16 protein-coding genes and 1 riboswitch are annotated in these 17,777 nt (G+C 43.7%); of the genes, 2 read left to right on the forward strand and 14 right to left on the reverse strand.

Annotated features, from left to right (window positions below; all coding sequences use genetic code 11):
• Nucleotides 1–17: 17 nt before the first annotated feature.
• The 3 genes from L3V33_RS09120 to yfbV all read right to left on the reverse strand — a co-directional run bounded on the left by L3V33_RS09120 (nucleotide 18) and on the right by yfbV (nucleotide 3,499).
• A complete protein-coding gene (locus tag L3V33_RS09120; RefSeq protein WP_171310766.1) occupies nucleotides 18–1,484 on the reverse strand; it encodes a GGDEF domain-containing protein in 1,467 nt (488 codons plus the stop codon).
• Between the two features lie 251 nt (nucleotides 1,485–1,735).
• Complete coding sequence (locus L3V33_RS09125; RefSeq protein ID WP_171310765.1) at nucleotides 1,736–2,701, reverse strand: ABC transporter substrate-binding protein; 966 nt, start codon at nucleotides 2,699–2,701, stop codon at nucleotides 1,736–1,738.
• Nucleotides 2,702–3,046: 345 nt separating this feature from the next.
• Complete coding sequence (gene yfbV, locus L3V33_RS09130; protein WP_017076664.1) at nucleotides 3,047–3,499, reverse strand: terminus macrodomain insulation protein YfbV; 453 nt, start codon at nucleotides 3,497–3,499, stop codon at nucleotides 3,047–3,049.
• 342 nt (nucleotides 3,500–3,841) lie between these two features.
• Here yfbV and L3V33_RS09135 point away from each other — a divergent pair, with 342 nt between their 5' ends.
• Both L3V33_RS09135 and pta read left to right on the forward strand, forming a co-directional pair.
• Nucleotides 3,842–5,038: an acetate kinase gene (locus L3V33_RS09135; RefSeq protein ID WP_004734016.1), complete on the forward strand. Its 1,197-nt coding sequence runs from the start codon at nucleotides 3,842–3,844 to the stop codon at nucleotides 5,036–5,038.
• A 147-nt stretch (nucleotides 5,039–5,185) separates the two neighbouring features.
• Entirely contained in the window at nucleotides 5,186–7,351 is a 2,166-nt protein-coding gene (pta, locus tag L3V33_RS09140; protein WP_065204941.1) for a phosphate acetyltransferase, read from the forward strand.
• A gap of 92 nt (nucleotides 7,352–7,443) precedes the next feature.
• On the opposite strand, the gene L3V33_RS09145 is transcribed toward pta, so the two are convergent.
• From L3V33_RS09145 to moaA, 11 genes are all read right to left on the reverse strand, one after another.
• Nucleotides 7,444–8,382: a glutathione S-transferase family protein gene (locus tag L3V33_RS09145; RefSeq protein ID WP_171310764.1), complete on the reverse strand. Its 939-nt coding sequence runs from the start codon at nucleotides 8,380–8,382 to the stop codon at nucleotides 7,444–7,446.
• Between the two features lie 192 nt (nucleotides 8,383–8,574).
• Nucleotides 8,575–9,561: a murein tripeptide/oligopeptide ABC transporter ATP binding protein OppF gene (oppF, locus tag L3V33_RS09150; protein WP_004734019.1), complete on the reverse strand. Its 987-nt coding sequence runs from the start codon at nucleotides 9,559–9,561 to the stop codon at nucleotides 8,575–8,577.
• A complete protein-coding gene (locus L3V33_RS09155) occupies nucleotides 9,558–10,529 on the reverse strand; it encodes an ABC transporter ATP-binding protein (RefSeq protein ID WP_065681297.1) in 972 nt (323 codons plus the stop codon). The genes oppF and L3V33_RS09155 overlap by 4 nt, the downstream gene beginning before the upstream one ends.
• 42 nt (nucleotides 10,530–10,571) lie before the next feature.
• Entirely contained in the window at nucleotides 10,572–11,474 is a 903-nt protein-coding gene (gene oppC / locus L3V33_RS09160) for an oligopeptide ABC transporter permease OppC (RefSeq protein ID WP_065111287.1), read from the reverse strand.
• Between the two features lie 15 nt (nucleotides 11,475–11,489).
• Nucleotides 11,490–12,410, reverse strand: coding sequence for an oligopeptide ABC transporter permease OppB (gene oppB / locus L3V33_RS09165; RefSeq protein WP_004734022.1), 921 nt, complete (start codon nucleotides 12,408–12,410; stop codon nucleotides 11,490–11,492).
• 117 nt (nucleotides 12,411–12,527) lie between these two features.
• Entirely contained in the window at nucleotides 12,528–14,159 is a 1,632-nt protein-coding gene (locus L3V33_RS09170; protein ID WP_017093479.1) for an ABC transporter substrate-binding protein, read from the reverse strand.
• A 663-nt stretch (nucleotides 14,160–14,822) separates the two neighbouring features.
• Nucleotides 14,823–15,296: a molybdopterin synthase catalytic subunit MoaE gene (gene moaE, locus L3V33_RS09175; RefSeq protein WP_004734024.1), complete on the reverse strand. Its 474-nt coding sequence runs from the start codon at nucleotides 15,294–15,296 to the stop codon at nucleotides 14,823–14,825.
• 2 nt (nucleotides 15,297–15,298) lie between these two features.
• Nucleotides 15,299–15,544, reverse strand: coding sequence for a molybdopterin synthase sulfur carrier subunit (moaD, locus tag L3V33_RS09180; protein WP_061021879.1), 246 nt, complete (start codon nucleotides 15,542–15,544; stop codon nucleotides 15,299–15,301).
• Nucleotides 15,541–16,020 carry a cyclic pyranopterin monophosphate synthase MoaC gene (gene moaC, locus L3V33_RS09185; protein ID WP_017076655.1) on the reverse strand — a complete coding sequence of 160 codons (480 nt, stop codon included), beginning with the start codon at nucleotides 16,018–16,020 and terminating at the stop codon, nucleotides 15,541–15,543. The genes moaD and moaC overlap by 4 nt, the downstream gene beginning before the upstream one ends.
• A gap of 12 nt (nucleotides 16,021–16,032) precedes the next feature.
• Entirely contained in the window at nucleotides 16,033–16,545 is a 513-nt protein-coding gene (gene moaB, locus L3V33_RS09190) for a molybdenum cofactor biosynthesis protein B (RefSeq protein ID WP_004734027.1), read from the reverse strand.
• 90 nt (nucleotides 16,546–16,635) lie between these two features.
• Nucleotides 16,636–17,625 (reverse strand): GTP 3',8-cyclase MoaA, encoded by a 990-nt coding sequence (moaA, locus tag L3V33_RS09195; RefSeq protein ID WP_026012219.1) that lies wholly within the window; start codon nucleotides 17,623–17,625, stop codon nucleotides 16,636–16,638.
• Nucleotides 17,614–17,766: riboswitch (molybdenum cofactor riboswitch) on the reverse strand. It overlaps the preceding gene by 12 nt.
• Nucleotides 17,767–17,777: the final 11 nt, after the last annotated feature.

Below are 17,777 nucleotides of genomic sequence, written 5' to 3' on the forward strand. Positions count from 1 at the left end.
TGAACCTCATAGCGTGGCTAAAATACGATCCGGTCTTTACCCGTAGTCTTAGCCGCGTACAACTTTTCATCGGCGTACTTAAATATCTCTTCAAAGTTAAGCTGGCTTTGCTTTGTTTCAACAATACACACACCGCCAGACACCGTAAATCCATTCGGGACAATGTCGGCCGAGTTAGCGCAGACCGCATTTTTTACACGTTCTAATGTCCTTATCAGCGTCTCACGATCATCGCCTTTCATATAAACGACAAACTCTTCTCCGCCAAACCGTGCTGCCACATCGCTACTTCGAACACTGTTACTAATTTGACGTGACATATAACAAATCACATCATCACCTTTATCGTGGCCATGAGTATCATTAATTGACTTAAAATCGTCGATATCAAATACCGTTAAGGCAAACAGTTGATCGTGCTCTATGCTGCGCCAAAACGCTTCTAAGCCTCGTCGATTCAATAACCCTGTCATTGGGTCTTTAGCTGCTAGTTCTTTGAAGTAACCACGTTCAATATTGGAGTTAACATAAAAGAAAATCGTAACCGAGAACAGGTACACGATAATAGCGACGATTAGGCTGTCTTTTTCATAAACGAAAAAGTGCTCCACTTCGCTAGCAAGATCCAACTCGTAGTACATCGCATGATGAGACGCGACCCCTCCTAGCTTAATCTCGTGATAGAACGTGGCCGTATCAATCGGGTTAGCTAAAGTCTTATCAATAATATCGATCCGACCCGCTAGATGCTCATTAGAGCTCGCGAGTAACCTGTCAGCATCAATATCAACTGAGAGCATCCCTTGGTGCACTCCTTGATGGAACACAGGAATCGTCATACTAATAATTCGATCAAGGGAATCAAACCGATATGCAGGGCCAGATAAAGTCAGTAGATCTGGGTTGTTGGCGGTTCTTTGCCAATATGGACGGCTTTTGATGGTCGAAAGTAATTCCTTTCCTAACCCTTTAGCAAAATCTTCCGGTGACGAAATAACGTATCCGCGTTTATCAATAAAATGCACACCATTGTGGAATTCATCAAGTTGAGAGAGAAATGAAAGAATAGGTGCTAGAGCTATTTTCTCGGAAGCACTTTTATAGGTACCGCTGGTTTCTGTACACAAAGATTCTTCACCGACCAGCATATAATCAATATCAACAGAAGGAATGTCGGTAGTTTTGCCATCGGCAAGAAGCAGGCTATCGATAGGCCAAATACGGCAAAGACCATTGACCACCTGCTTATTATGGTCAAGAAAAAGTGGATTTCCGGATTTATAATAATTCGAGAAGCTGTAATCTAAAGCAGTGACAACCTTAGTGGTTCCAGCGAAAACCTCTTCGATACGATGAAACTCACTGTTGATGTCTTTTTTTACCGCATCAAAATGGTTCTTACCAATTAGGCCAAGCAGCATTAAAGCGATCACCGCAGGGAATCCGAAGATAAAACTAAGGCTAAAGTGCTTGTTTACTTTCATATAATGTGCTCTTAGCGCTCAACTATTTTCATTTATACCATTAATATTATGACATTAATCAACAGTCCTCTCGATATAAAACAATGTAAATTGATATTAACGGTATGAGTAATGGTTAGATAACTGCTTAAAAATGAATAAAGTAGAGAGAAAATAGCATTTAGAGTAAATTTTTTTGTTCATTAAATTGTATTAAAGCACTGTTAACAAAGTAACTTATAGATAGTCCGTCAATTGAAACCTAATGTTGTTCAACGACTGACTATTGCACGATCAATTACGGACTTTGGCAATGTCACTCCTAGCTCACGAGCCGCCTCAAGATTCACGACCAGCTGAGAGCTCTGTGCGGTTTTGACACTCAGTTTCCCCGGTTTTTGCCCATTCAGAATTGCAGCGACATAATCTGCGGTTTGAATACCTACGTCATAATAGTCTAACCCTAGGCCCGCTATAGCGCCTTTTCCTACATAAGACGTCGCTCCGGCAACCACTGGCGTTCCAGCCCGGTTAGCAGCTTCTATAAGCCCTTCGATACCACTTGCAACAGTGTTATCTGTCAATGCATAAATAACATCAGACTTCTTAGCAATGGATTCGGTTTTTGATTCTAAATCATCGATGGTTAGCACTTTTTCAGTGTACAGAGTAAAACCAAAGTCTCGTGCAGACTTCTTTAAAAGCCCAACTAACGCGACGGCATTTGCTTCAGCCGGATTATAAACAACCCCAATCGAGCTTGCCTGAGGAAGGAGCTCTTTAATAAGAGATACATGTTGAGAAATCGGAGACAAATCAGAAAGGCCGGTAACGTTTCGTCCCGGTTTATCCAAGTGTTTGACCAGTCTTGCACCAATTGGATCAGTAACCGCGGTAAACACAATAGGAATAGATCGCGTTGCAGAAACCAAAGCTTGCGAAGTAGGTGTCGCGATACCCACTAATACGTGGGGGTTTTCGCTGACTAACTCTCTGGCAATTTTTGCGGCTTGCGCCGGACTGCCATTAGCCATTTCATAAGAGAACTCTAAATTTTTACCCGCTTCATAGCCTTTAACTCTTAACCCTTCGATGAGTCCTAAGCGTGTTGCATTCAGATCTGGATGGTTAACAACTTGTGAAACCGACACTTTAGCGACGTTCGCCATTACATTGCCAGTCCATAGCAATAGCAGACAGCTTAAAACCGCTGCCAATACCTTTCTTACAGAACTCATTATCGCTCCCTAAATCAAGCTCTACTCGTTATTACTCGATCGAAGAGAACAACATCAAAAATCACTATTGACATTATTACCAGTAACTATTGATAACTTGAAGTGATATTTAACAAAAATACAACAAGGTTCGAATTATGTGGGGATAAGCGGGTTTGTTTGATTTAAAAGGTAAAAAACTCAATGAATACAAGATAAGCACGGCAAATAAAGGCAAAGCTAAATGAATAAAGACTAAGTGAATAAAGGGCAAGTGAAGCGATTAGAAGAGAGGATCAAATCTGAGAACGAGCTATCGATGATGTATGACTGTTCTCAGACTAGAGGGAGATATAGGACGACCTTTTAGAACCAACGTTCCATTGAAGATTTGTCTAGCTGACGAAATGCGCGATTTAAAATGATCGCCAACTCTTTGTAACGAGGGCGTGGCTTCATTGGTTCTAATGCAAAACCCGTTTCGGTGATCTTTTCATGCAATTCACGGTACCAAGATACTAAGGCCGGCGGAAGCTGAGTTTTTGAACGATTACCTAACCACCACATACCTTGAAGCGGCAAGCTGATCGCAAACAATGCCATAACCACAGCCTGTGGCATCGCTTGGTAATTGTTAAAGACCATTTGCGTAAGGACGCTTATTGCAGCTATTGCGGGCATCACCTTAACACCAAAACGCGTCGCTTTGATGATGCGTTGCTCAGGGAAAATAGCGTTTAACTCTTTTCGAACAGGCCAGAGATCCATGTACTTTTGGCCATCTTTTAAACTGCTCGCTAAACCAACTCTATTACTCATATGAGTCTCCCATTAAAAAAAAGTTGAAATCATCAACTAAATACACAAAAATTTGACGAAAAATAATATTCTTTCAATTTTTTTTGTTATATTTGCACAATATCGCTATTATTTGCAGACCTCAATCTCATTGTTGCCCTTATTTACAATTTAAGCAACTTTGGGACGACTTCTGCAAGGAATGCAAAAGCCTCTTTTCTTAAAAGTGCGCTTTCACTTTAATACGGAAATTAACGTTTTTTTGACCAAGGTTAGTACGCAAGCAATGGTGCTTCGTCTATTCTTGAGATTAATTTTCATCCTTAACTGATTTCGATCAGAAAAATAAACAGGTAGTCATTAATGTCTAAGCTAGTTTTAGTTTTAAACTGTGGTAGTTCTTCTCTTAAATTTGCTGTTGTTGATGCAGAAACAGGTGCTGAGCACCTAACTGGTCTTGCTGAATGTCTTGGTCTTCCAGAAGCTCGTATGAAATGGAAACTTGACGGCAAGCACGAAGCACAACTAGGTGCGGGCGCAGCTCACGTAGAAGCACTATCTTTCATGGTAGAAACTATTCTTGCTTCTAAGCCTGAGCTTAAAGCTAACCTTGGCGCTATCGGTCACCGTATCGTTCACGGTGGCGAGCAGTTCACTTCTTCTGCACTTATCACTGATGAAGTTCTTAAGGGTATTCAAGACGCTGCAACTTTTGCACCTCTTCACAACCCAGCTCACCTTATCGGTATCGAAGCGGCTCAACAGAACTTCCCTGGTCTACAAAACGTTGCTGTTTTTGACACTGCATTCCACCAAACAATGCCTTCTGAGTCTTACCTATACGCTCTACCGTACAACCTGTACAAAGAGCACGGCATCCGTCGTTACGGCATGCACGGTACTTCTCACCTATTCATCACACGTGAAGTTGCAGGCCTACTAAACAAGCCAGTTGAAGAAGTTAACATCATCAACTGTCACCTAGGTAACGGCGCTTCTGTATGTGCTATCAAGAACGGTCAATCTGTAGATACTTCTATGGGTCTTACTCCTCTTGAAGGTCTTGTAATGGGTACTCGTTGTGGTGACCTTGATCCTGCGATCATCTTCCACCTGCACGACGCTCTTGGTTACTCTGTTGAAGAAATCAACAACATGCTAACTAAAGAGTCTGGCCTAGCAGGTCTAACTGAAGTGACTTCTGACTGTCGTTTCGTTGAAGACAACTACGGTGAGAAAGAAGAAGCAACTCGTGCGATGGACGTGTTCTGTCACCGTCTAGCTAAGTACGTTGCTGGCTACACTGCAACTCTAGAAGGTCGACTAGACGCAATCACTTTCACTGGCGGCATCGGCGAGAACTCTGGCCCAATCCGTGAAATGGTTCTTAACCGTCTAGGCATCTTCGGCATCGAAGTTGACAGCGAAGCTAACCTTAAAGCACGTTTCGGCGGCGAAGGTACTATCACTACAGCTAACAGCCGTATCCCTGCAATGGTTATCTCTACTAATGAAGAGCTAGTAATTGCTGAAGACACTGCGAAACTAGCAGGTCTTTAATTGATTTTCCTGACTAGCTTCACTCGAAGCTAGTCAGTTTTTCATATCAAGAAAATGGGGCTCAACTTCTATTCCTACCCCAATTTAAATATCGGTGGGAATAGCAGTTGAGCTTTTTTTATTTCCAATAGTTAAAGGTGTCCGTCAATGTCCCGTACTATTATGCTTATCCCTACAAGCGCTGGTGTTGGTCTTACTAGTGTTAGCATGGGTGTTCTTCGCGCTATGGAGCGTAAGGGCGTAAGTGTTTCTTTCTACAAGCCAATCGCTCAACCTCGTAGCGGTGGTAACCAACCAGATTTAACGTCTACTATCATTAGCACAAACAGCGACATTAAGATTGGTGAGCCAATCGCAATGACTAAAGCTGAAGCTTTGATCGGTAGCGAAAAAATGGACGAACTTCTTGAGTCAGTTGTTGAGCAATACAACAAAATCAATAAAGACGCAGAAGTAACGCTTATCGAAGGCTTAGTTCCTACTCGTAAGCACCCATTTGCAAACCAAGTAAACGCGGAAATCGCGAAAACACTTGGTGCGGAGATCGTATTCGTTGCGACCCCTGGTACATACAACCCTATTCAGCTTAAAGAGCACATCGAAGTAGCATGTTCTAACTTCGGCGGCACTAAGAACAAGAACATCAAAGGCGTGATCATTAACAAGCTTAATGCTCCTGTTGATGAAGCTGGCCGTACTCGTCCTGATCTATCTGAAATCTTTGACGATGCAGATAGCGCTCAGCAAGCGAACGTTGAAGTAATGCAGATCTTCAACTCTAGCCCTATCCGTGTTCTTGGCTGTGTGCCATGGAGCATCGACTTAATCGCAACTCGTGCGGTTGATATGGCTAAACACCTTAACGCTGAAATCGTTAATGAAGGTGAAATCTCAACTCGTCGTATTAAGAGCATCACTTTCTGTGCACGCTCTCTACCTCACATGATTGAGCACTTCAAACCTGGTTCACTACTGGTTACTTCAGCAGACCGTCCTGACGTTATCGTTGCTGCAGCTCTTGCTGCGAAAAATGGTGTTGAGATTGGTGCAATCCTACTGACTGGCGGTTACGACATTCCAGAAAGCATTGCTAACCTTTGTGCTCCAGCATTCGCTTCAGGTCTACCGATCTTCAAGGCTCAAGGTAACACTTGGCAGACGTCTCTTAACCTACAGAGCTTCAACCTAGAAGTACCTGCAGATGATAAAGAGCGTATCGAGTTCGTTAACGATCACGTTGCTAGCCACATCGATGGCCCTTGGATTGATTCTCTATCTGAAGGTACTCAAGGTATTCGTCGTCTAAGCCCACCAGCATTCCGTTACCAGTTAACTGAATTTGCTCGTAAAGCGGCTAAGCGTATCGTTCTTCCTGAAGGTGATGAGCCACGTACTGTTAAAGCAGCTTCTATCTGTGCGGAACGCGGTATCGCAACGTGTGTGCTTCTTGGTAACCCAGACGAAATTCGTCGCGTTGCTGCACAACAAGGTGTTGAGCTAGGCGCTGGCGTTGAGATCATCGATTCTGCATCAGTTCGCGAAAACTACGTAGCTCGTCTAGTAGAACTTCGTGGCGCTAAAGGTATGACTGAAGTTGTCGCTCGTGAGAAGCTAGACGATTCAGTATTCCTAGGTACTATGATGCTTGAAGCGGGTGAAGTTGACGGCCTAGTTTCTGGTGCTGTTCACACAACGGCGAACACAATCGTTCCTCCGTTCCAGATCATCAAGACGGCTCCTGATGCTTCTATCGTATCTTCAATCTTCTTCATGCTTCTGCCTGATCAAGTGCTTGTATACGGTGACTGTGCGATCAACCCAGATCCAACAGCTGAACAGCTTGCTGAAATCGCTATCCAATCTGCAGATTCTGCTGCGGCATTCGGTATCGACCCACGCGTTGCTATGATCTCTTACTCTACTGGTGAATCTGGTAAAGGTGCAGACGTAGATAAAGTACGTGAAGCAACCAAACTTGCTCAAGCGAAACGTCCTGATCTAGTGATCGACGGTCCTCTTCAGTACGACGCAGCAATCATGGAAAACGTAGCCGCTTCTAAAGCGCCTAACTCTCCAGTTGCAGGTAAAGCGACAGTATTCGTATTCCCAGACCTAAACACGGGTAACACGACTTACAAAGCTGTACAGCGTTCAGCAGACCTAGTGTCTATCGGTCCAATGCTTCAAGGTATGCGCAAGCCAGTAAATGACTTGTCTCGTGGCGCTCTAGTAGACGATATCGTTTACACAGTAGCTCTAACGGCTATCCAAGCAGACCAAGCAGCTCAAGCTGAAGAAAAAGTAATTAACTAATTTTTCTTTTGTAGAAAGCAAAAACCCTAGATTCTTATCTAGGGTTTTTTTATGTCTAGTGCTTAAGGTTATTTGATGATCTTAAGATTAATCTAACCTCGCCCGTGGGCTGATTCTAAATCTAGCATTGGTCCTTTTGGCACAACTTGAGTTGGGTTGATACTTGTGTGGCTGTAATAGTAGTGACGCTTGATGTGATAAAAGTCGGTCGTCTCTTTGATGCCTTCGATCTGGTAGAGCTCTTTTAAGTAGCCCTGAATGTGGACGTAGTCTGAAATTCGCTGCTTGTTACACTTAAAGTGACCCACATACACTGCATCGAATCGAACCAGAGTGGTAAACAACCTCCAATCTGCTTCTGTGATGTCATTACCCGCTAGATAACGATGTTCACTAAGATGTGCATCTACTTTGTCTAACGCCTCAAATAACGCGTCATACGCTTCTTCATAAGCTTCTTGAGTGGTTGCAAAGCCAGTACGATAAACACCGTTATTGATGCTTGGATAGATATAATCGTTCCACTCATCAACCTTCTTAGCCAATTCCCACGGATAGTAATCATCCGTGTTGCCTGTTAACTCATTAAATTCTGAGTTGAACATGCGGATAATTTCAGAGGACTCGTTACTCACGATGGTGTTGGTTTTCTTATCCCAAAGCACTGGAACTGTTACTCGGCCTGAGTAGTCAGGTTTGGCTTGAGTATAGATTTGGTGCATACGAGTATGACCAAACAGAGGTTCAGGTAAACCCATTTGCCAACCTTCGCTCATCATATCGGGGCAAACCACTGTCACGTCAATATGATCGGTTAGATCTTTAAGTTCACGGAAGATTAAAGTTCGGTGCGCCCAGGGGCAAGCCAATGATACGTATAAGTGATAACGACCACTTTCTGGTTCAAACTGCGCGCCGGCTTTGTTTTCGATCCAACTACGAAAGCCCGCATCTTCACGAACGAACTTACCACCGCTTTCTTTGGTGTCGTACCACACATCGTGCCAAACACCTTCAACTAACTTACCCATATCCAAACCTCTGTCATCCAAACTTTTCTCTAGTATAAAAAAAGCCAACTTTTTCAAAACTAGAAGAAGTTGGCTTAGTTGTTCAAATAATTTGATGAAGTGAAGATCCTCGAATACGTAAGCATAAAAAAAGCGCAACCTATAAAAAGTTGCGCTTAAGCCTGTCACAGGCTGAACCGTATCAAACGGGTTCTAGACTTGTACGTGCAAGCAAGATACTGCGTGTACGTCATCGCCTTGAATGGTTGGCTTGGTTTGCGCACAGGCCTCAGTTGCTTCAGGGCAACGAGTTCGGAACACACAACCCGATGGTGGATTAATTGGTGATGGGAGATCACCCTCCAGCATCTGAATCGTTTTGCTGCGCTCTAAGCGTGGGTCAGGAATCGGAACTGCAGACATCAATGCTTTGGTGTATGGGTGTTTAGGATCTGAGAACAAGGCATCTGATTCACCTAGCTCAACAGCATTACCTAAGTACATCACCAATACACGGTCAGAAATGTGTTTCACAACCGACAAATCGTGCGCGATGAATACCAAAGACAAACCTAACTCTTTCTGTAGTTCCATAAGAAGGTTTACTACTTGAGCTTGGATAGAGACATCCAGAGCAGAAACCGGCTCATCACAGATGATCATCTTAGGTTTCAAGATAAGTGCACGTGCGATACCGATACGTTGACACTGACCACCAGAAAATTCATGTGGGTAACGGTTGATTACGTTGGGTAGTAGACCAACCTTTGCCATCATCTCTTTAACTCTGTCCTTCACTTCCTGTTTAGAAAGCTCTGGATAGAAAGTTTGTAGAGGCTCAGCAATGATGTCTCCAACTGACATACGCGGGTTAAGCGATGCTAGCGGGTCTTGGAAGATCATCTGAATCTCTTTACGAGTCTCACGACGCTTCACTTCCTGCATCTTAGTCAGGTCTTGACCTAACCACATAACCTCGCCTTCAGTTGCCTCAACTAAACCAATAATTGCGCGCGCAAATGTTGATTTACCACAGCCAGACTCACCTACTACACCCAGAGTCTCACCTTCATAAAGGTGAACATCCACACCATCAACCGCTTTAAGATTTGATGGTTTCGCCCAAGGCCAAGCAGACTTAGCTGCAATGCTAAAGTGAACCTTAAGGTTTTTAATATCTAATAGTAATTCTTTACTCATTTTGTCCAAGTCTCCCAATCAGAAAAACAAGCACGCTGACGATCTTTTGCAAATGGCTGCAAAATCGGTGCTTCTTGCTTACAACGGTCCATTACACGGTGACAACGGTCTTGATAAGGACAACCGGTTGGTAGGCGAAGTAAGTTAGGTGGGTTACCTGGAATCGTCGGTAGAATTTCACCTTCGGTATCCAAACGAGGAATTGCTTTAAGCAGGCCTTCCGCATAAGGGTGGCTAGGCTCATAGAAGATTTCGTCTACTGTGCCGTATTCCATGGTACGGCCAGCGTACATCACTAGAACTTTGTCACAAGAACCGGCAACTACACCCAAATCATGGGTGATCATGATGATTGCTGTATTGAACTCATCTTTAAGCTCGTTCAGCAATTCCATGATTTGCGCTTGAATGGTTACATCCAACGCCGTTGTTGGTTCATCAGCAATCAGTAGCTTTGGACGACATAACAGAGCCATTGCGATCATCACACGTTGACGCATACCGCCAGAAAATTCGTGTGGATACATGGTAATACGTTTACGTGCCTCAGGGATTTTAACCGCTTCCAGCATGCGTACTGATTCTTCGAACGCTTCCGATTTTCCCATGCCTTTATGCAGCATAAGCACTTCCATCAGCTGATCACATACTTTCATGTAAGGATTCAGTGACGTCATTGGATCTTGGAAGATCATCGCGATCTGTTCAGCGCGAACTTTGTTCAGTGCTTTCTCAGGTAGATTGAGAATCTCATTACCTTCAAACTTTGCACTGCCTGAGATGATGCCGTTCTTAGCCAGCAGTCCCATCAGTGCAAATACCGTTTGAGATTTACCCGAACCCGACTCACCAACAATACCCAGCGTTTCGCCTTGATTGAGTGAGAAGTTCAGGTCGTTTACTGCGGTTACGATACCATCTTGCGTGGTAAATTCGACGCGCAGATCTTTGACATCTAATAAGCTCATTATTGCTTCCTTAATCTTTTATAGCTTTTAATTGCTATTTCTTTATCTGTCTTTTGGATCAAGCGCGTCGCGCAGACCATCACCTACGTAGTTAAAGCAGAACAGCGTAACTACCATGAATGCCGCTGGGAATGCCAGTTGCCAAATAGCAACTTCCATTGTTTGCGAGCCTTCTTGTAACAGCGCGCCCCAACTTGTCATAGGCTCTTGAACACCAAGACCAAGGAAAGATAAGAATGATTCTGTAAGGATCATGCTCGGGATAAGCAGCGTTGAGTAAACCGCAACAATACCCAATACGTTCGGTACGATGTGACGTGTAATGATTTTCCATTTGCTAACACCACATACGTGCGCAGCCTCAATGAATTCTTTACTACGTAAACTCAACGTTTGGCCACGTACGATTCGCGCCATATCGAGCCAAGCAATCGCGCCGATAGCAACAAAAATAAGTACGATATTACGACCAAAGAACGTCACCAGTACGATAACTAGGAACATGAATGGCACGGCGTATAGAATCTCCAGGATACGCATCATCACTCGGTCAGTACGACCGCCAATGAAACCTGAAGCCGCACCGTAAAGCGTACCTATCAGTACCGCTACGAATGCACCCATCACACCAACCATAAGAGAGATACGGCCACCGATCATCGTACGAACATATAGGTCACGGCCTAAACTGTCAGTACCAAACCAGTGGTCAGCATTTGGGCCAACGTGCATTGCGTACCAGTCAGTATCATCGTAAGCATGCTGCGCCAACATAGGTAAGAAGATTACCGATAGCACCATGATAATTAGAATGAACAGACTAATCATTGCCGCTTTGTTACGCATAAAACGAATACGCGCATCCTGCCACAAACTACGACCTTCAATTTCCAAACTCTCAGAGAATTTTTCGATCGCTTCTAAGTTTTCTTTTTTCTTCAACATAACCATGCGTCCCTGCTAGTAGCGAATTTTCGGGTCAATAAGCGCTAGTAAAATATCAACGATTGCGTTGAACAAGATGAATAGGAAACCAATCAAAATGGTTACACCCATTACTAACGAATAATCACGGTTAAACGCAGCGTTAACAAACAGCTTACCGATACCCGGTAGGCCGAAGATGGTTTCAACAACAACTGAACCTGTGATGATACCTACGAACGCAGGCCCCATATATGAAACAACAGGTAGCATTGCTGGCTTAAGCGCATGTTTAAGAACGATATAACGGTAACTTAGACCTTTAGCACGAGCGGTACGGATAAAGTTACTGTTTAGGGTTTCAATCATGCTACCGCGAGTGATACGAGCAAAGGTTGCTACGTATAAAAGAGACATCGCGATAACGGGTAGGACGATGTACATGTACGTACCACCGTGCCAACCACCTGCTGGAAATATATGCCAGTGTAGAGAGAATAGGTAAATAAGCGCTGGTGCCAACACGAAGGATGGCATCACCACCCCGAGCATGGCGGTCGACATTATGGTGTAGTCGATCCAGGTGTTGTGCTTCAAGGCGGCAATGGTTCCGACCGTTACCCCCATCAACAATGTGAAGATAAAGGCAACAAAACCTACCTTCGCAGATACTGGAAGTGCAACGGCGATCAGCTCATTTACGGTGTAATCTTGGTATTTAAAAGATGGACCAAAATCACCCTGAAGGATGTTGGTCAAGTACGTGGTGTACTGTTCAAATACAGGTTTATCTAAGCCGTATTTAGCTTCGATGTTAGCCATAACTTCTGGCGGTAATGGACGCTCGCTTGAAAACGGGTTACCCGGAGCGAAACGCATGAGAAAGAAAGATATAGTGATCAACACCAACATGGTTGGAATCGCTTCGAATATCCTTTTCATAATGAATTTAAGCATAAACTCACTCTTTTCAGTCTGTGACAATTAAAATTAGAAAGACGCTACATGCGCGCCCTGCGCATGTAGTGTCTGTATAGTTATAGTTATATTAACTTTTTAGAATCTAAGCTCTTATTATTGAGCTTTGATGTATAAGTCTTTCGAGAAGATCTTATCTTCTGCGTTGTTAGTAGGGAAGCCACCAACGTGCGGATTTAGTAGACGTGATTTCACGTATTGGTAGATAGGTGCGATAGGCATGTCTTTAGCCATTAACGCCTCAGCTTCTAGGTAAAGTGCTTCACGCTCTTCTGCTGATGTAGAGTTAAGTGCTTTATCAATGATTTGGTCGTACTCAGCACTATCGTAGTGAACACCACCGGTAGTGTTGTTACTCTTCATTAGCGTTAGGAATGACGACGCTTCGTTGTAGTCACCACACCAACCAGCACGTGCTACTTCGAAGTCACCAGAATCTTTAGAAGATAGGTAAGTTTTCCACTCTTGGTTTTCAAGCGTTACTTTAAGACCTAGAGTTTTCTTCCACATAGAACCCAGCGCTACAGCAATCTTCTTATGGTTTTCAGAAGTGTTGTAAAGTAGGTTGAAGTTAAGTGGATTGTCTTTACCGTAACCCGCTTCTTCAAGAAGACGAGCAGCTTCTTCATTACGTTCTTTTTGAGACATCTTGCCGTAAGCAGGAAGTTCAGGGTTAAAGCCAGCTGTGATTTCAGGCGTTAGGAAGTAAGCTGGTTTTTGACCTTGTGCTAGGATTGCGTCACTTACGATATTACGGTCGATTGCGTAAGAGATAGCCTTACGTACACGAACATCATCAAATGGTGCTTTCTTAGTGTTAAAGATGTAGTAGTAAGTACATAGGTTACCCGCTACAGATACATCTTCCGCATACTCTTTCTTAAGGCGCTTGAAGTGCTCAGTTGGAAGTTCATTTGTAAAGTCGATTTCACCAGATAGGAAACGGTTCATTTCCGCAACTTGGTTTTCGATTGGTAGGAACGTTACTTTATTAAGAACCGTCTTATCGTTATTCCAGTATTGGTCGTTACGCTTTAGAACTAAACGCTCGTTCACAACCCATTTATCGACAGAAAACGCGCCGTTACCTACAAAGTTACCCGGTTTAGTCCATTGGTCACCGAATTTTTCAACAGTCGCCTGATGTACTGGCTTCATTGTTGTGTGGCCCATCATCATTACGAAATATGGTACCGCTGTATCTAGTTCAACAACAAGCGTGTTTGCATCTACAGCTTTAACACCTAGCTCACTCTTGTCTTTCTTACCCGCTACGATGTCTTTCGCATTCACCATCTTGGTATATTCCATGTACCAAGCATATGGAGAAGCAGTGGCAGGATCGACTGCACGTTGCCAGCTGTAAACGAAATCTTCAGCTGTTACAGGATCGCCGTTAGACCATTTTGCATCTTTACGTAGGTGGAAAGTGAATGTTTTGTTGTCCGTCGTTTCCCAGCTTTCGGCTACACCTGGGATTGTATTACCTTCGCCATCTTGGTTCACTAGACCTTCTAGAAGATCACGAATTACGTGAGATTCTGGTACACCTTGAGATTTGTGTGGGTCGATAGTCGCAACTTCAGTACCGTTACCGCGAACAAGTTCCTGAACTTTTGCTAGTTCTGTGCCTGCTGGAACTTCAGCAGCGATAGAAAGAGTAGAAGTGGCAGCCACTGCCAAACCAGCACCTAGAAGAAGGGCCTGAGTGATTTTATTCTTGTACATTTAATAAACTCCAAGTTTTACGTATTGCATCCATGACTTCTTTGCTAAGTTCACTGAACGGCAGTGATTTAGATTTATTTAGCTCAAAATTTAAGCATAAAAATCTAAAACCTTACAAAGATTGAGGCACACACTATCAACCATTGAAGTAATTTGCCATAAACAAGTCGCAAAAAATCGGATAATTCTCCGAATTACTCAAGGTCACAGTGTAAATCTCTAATAAAAACCTAATGAATAGTTAATTACACATAGGAATTAATTAAAAAACAGCCTTTAGTGTTGATGTATCTGAATTGATACTTTTATTTAGCATCTTATGCTAGAACACTGTCGGCAAATTAACATTAATGCCACATGAAATCTAATTGCACATCACATATCCCCTAAATAGACTGCACTATTTGTGAGGATTATCACTTTATACAAAACAGCATAAAGCACTGCACCAAAACGGATTTGGAAATGCACCAAGACAGACTAAATCACGCGTTGAATTCATATGCAACTTGACTGCTTAGTCATTTATTAAAGACCCTTTTATTTATAAATTACTTTGTAGCACGCACAAAAAAACCGACGTCAAATGTCGGCTTTCTTACTATCTACGTCCCAACCTGAAATACGCTTTCATGTTAAGATCGAAACACGCTATGGAGTGGATTACTTCTTCCAACGCTCCGCTGCTTTCGCGTCGGAGTCTCGAGAGTCAACCCAACGAGTCGCCTCAGTAGTACGTTCTTTTTTCCAAAACGGCGCTTTGGTTTTCAGAAAGTCCATAACAAACTCACACGCTTCGAAGGCAGCGCCACGATGTGCACTGGATACACCAACGTAAACAATCTGGTCACCGATATCTAGATCACCAACGCGGTGAATCACTCGCATCTTCTGAATAGGCCAGCGCGCTTCAGCTTGATCACAGATCTCGCTCAACGACTTCTCTGTCATACCCGGATAATGCTCCAGAGACAAACCAATAACGTTGTCGCCAAGGTTCATGTCGCGAACTTTACCAACAAACGTCACAACCGCTCCCGCAGCCGTACCTTGAGCTAGATAATCGTATTCGCCACCCACAGAAAAGTCTTCAGCAGTAACCAATACTCTTGGATCAATAACTCGAGAGTCATTCATGGTTAACCTCCAGTAACTGGTGGGAAGAAAGCCACTTCGTCGCCGTCTTTCACTTCAGTCGTCAAAGGTACAATTGATTGGTTGAGTGCTGCCAGCAGCTTGCCCTCTTCCAATGCGATATCCCATTTGCCTTCATTTGTTACTAGGTGGCTGCGAATCGCTTCAATAGTATTGTATTGCGCATCGATCTCTAGGCTATCAACACCAACAAGTTCACGAGTTTGTGCAAAGAAAAGTACCGTAATCATGATTCCACCTTAAAGTGACCTGATTTACCACCCGTCTTCTCTAACAGGCGTACGTTCTCGATAACAATGTCTTTCTGAACAGCTTTACACATATCGTAAATTGTTAGCGCGGCAACAGAAGCGGCCGTTAGCGCTTCCATTTCTACGCCTGTCTTACCTGCAAGCTTACATACCGATTCGATTCGAACCTTACTTTCAGACTCGATAGCCTCAAGCTGAACTTCAACCTTAGTCAGTAGCAAAGGGTGACACAGTGGAATCAGGTCCCACGTCTTCTTCGCTGCTTGGATACCAGCAATACGTGCCGTTGCGAAAACATCACCTTTATGGTGGCTGCCAGAAACAATCAGTTCTAGCGTCTCGGCTGACATTTGAACAAAAGCTTCTGCTCTCGCTTCACGTACTGTCTCTGCTTTAGCCGATACATCGACCATGTTTGCTTCGCCAGACGCGTTAATGTGTGTAAATTGGCTCATACTCAAACCACCTTATACAGAAAGATGTGGCATGAAGTTACAAGGACGGTGGCTAGCATCCATCTGTTGCTTGATGATCTTAGTCCAACCGGTGCGGCATGCGCCTGTAGAGCCAGGCATCGCAAAGATAACCGTGTGGTTAGCAAAACCCGCAATCGCACGAGATTGAATCGTCGATGTACCAATCTCTTCGTAAGACACTTGGCGGAAAAGCTCACCAAAGCCTTCTACTTCTTTATCGAATAGTGGTTTAAGTGCTTCAGGCGTGCTGTCACGAGATGTAAAACCCGTACCGCCAGTGATCATAATCGCTTGAACGCTTTCGTCAGCAATCCACTTAGATACGATCGCACGGATCTTGTACATGTCATCGATAACGATTTGCTTATCAACCACGTTGTGGCCTGCTTCTTTAGCATGCTCAGCTAGGTAACCACCTGACGTGTCATTTTCTTCTGTACGAGTATCTGAAACGGTTAGTACTGCGATGTTTGCTGCTTGAAATTTGCTTTCTGCGTGACCCATTTGTTCACCTATATAAATTTTTCAATGATTAGACTTATTCGCCCAGCTTAAAGAAGCTGAGCGATAAAATGCTTTAGAGTATATAGCGGGTTAACCGCCGATTGACGCCAAGTTTGGAGTCATGCCGCTGTTGCCATCATGCAAGAAGTGGCTAACGGACTTGGTTTGAAGCTGAGCCTGAATTCGATCAATGAGCTCTTGCTCTTGCTGATCTTCTTGAATCAGATCTCTCAGTTCAACACCGTGGTCGCCAAACAGACATAGGTGAAGTTTACCGGTCGCAGAAACACGCAGTCGGTTACAACTCTCACAAAAGTCTTTCTCGTAAGGCATGATCAAACCAATTTCACCCTTGTAGTCTGGGTGGACAAACACTTGTGCTGGGCCATCGTTAACAGCTTTGACTTTTAACAGCCAACCATTAGCAATAAGCTGGTTGCGGATCGCTACGCCAGACACATGGTGTTTATCGAACAACTCGTCCATCTCGCCGGTTTTCATCAGCTCGATAAAACGTAATTGAATAGGTTTGTCTTTGATCCAATTAAGGAAGGCTGGTAATTCCTGACTATTGAGGTCTTTCATCAATACGACGTTGACTTTGACTTGTTCAAAGCCAACCTCAAACGCTTTATCAATGCCTCGCATAACCTCTGTAAACTTATTCTCACCAGTGATCTGATGGAACATGCGCGAATCTAAGCTATCCACGCTCACGTTTATATGGGTTAAACCAGCATCACGCCATTGCCCTACTTGTTTCTCCATGCGGTAGCCATTCGTTGTCGTGGCTACTTTTTCGATGCCTGGAGTAGAAGCAACAGTATGTATGATTTCAGGAAAGTCTTTACGCAGGCTCGGCTCTCCGCCAGTAATGCGGATCTTAGAGGTACCACAATCTGCAAACGCTTTAACAATACGTTTGATCTCGGGAACACTTAAAAAAGACGAGTTTTTTTGCCCTGACGGTTTATAACCATCTGGCAAGCAGTAAGTACATTTAAAGTTACAGACGTCTGTAACCGACAAGCGCAAGTAATAAAACTTGCGATGGAATCTATCTTCGAATTGTTGCGCCACGGAACACCTTTCCAAACACGGGAGGCATAATCATTTCCAATTAAGCCCTTGTGACAACATGTCACTGGCTCTTGATGCGTATCGGTACAGCAAATACCACTGTGCGACTTAGCATGCGAGAGCTCGGAGTTATGGCAACTGCACGTTATATT

The sequence above is a fragment of the Vibrio sp. A2-1 genome (assembly GCF_021728355.1).
In the GTDB taxonomy this organism is placed as follows: Bacteria; Pseudomonadota; Gammaproteobacteria; order Enterobacterales; family Vibrionaceae; genus Vibrio; species Vibrio splendidus_K.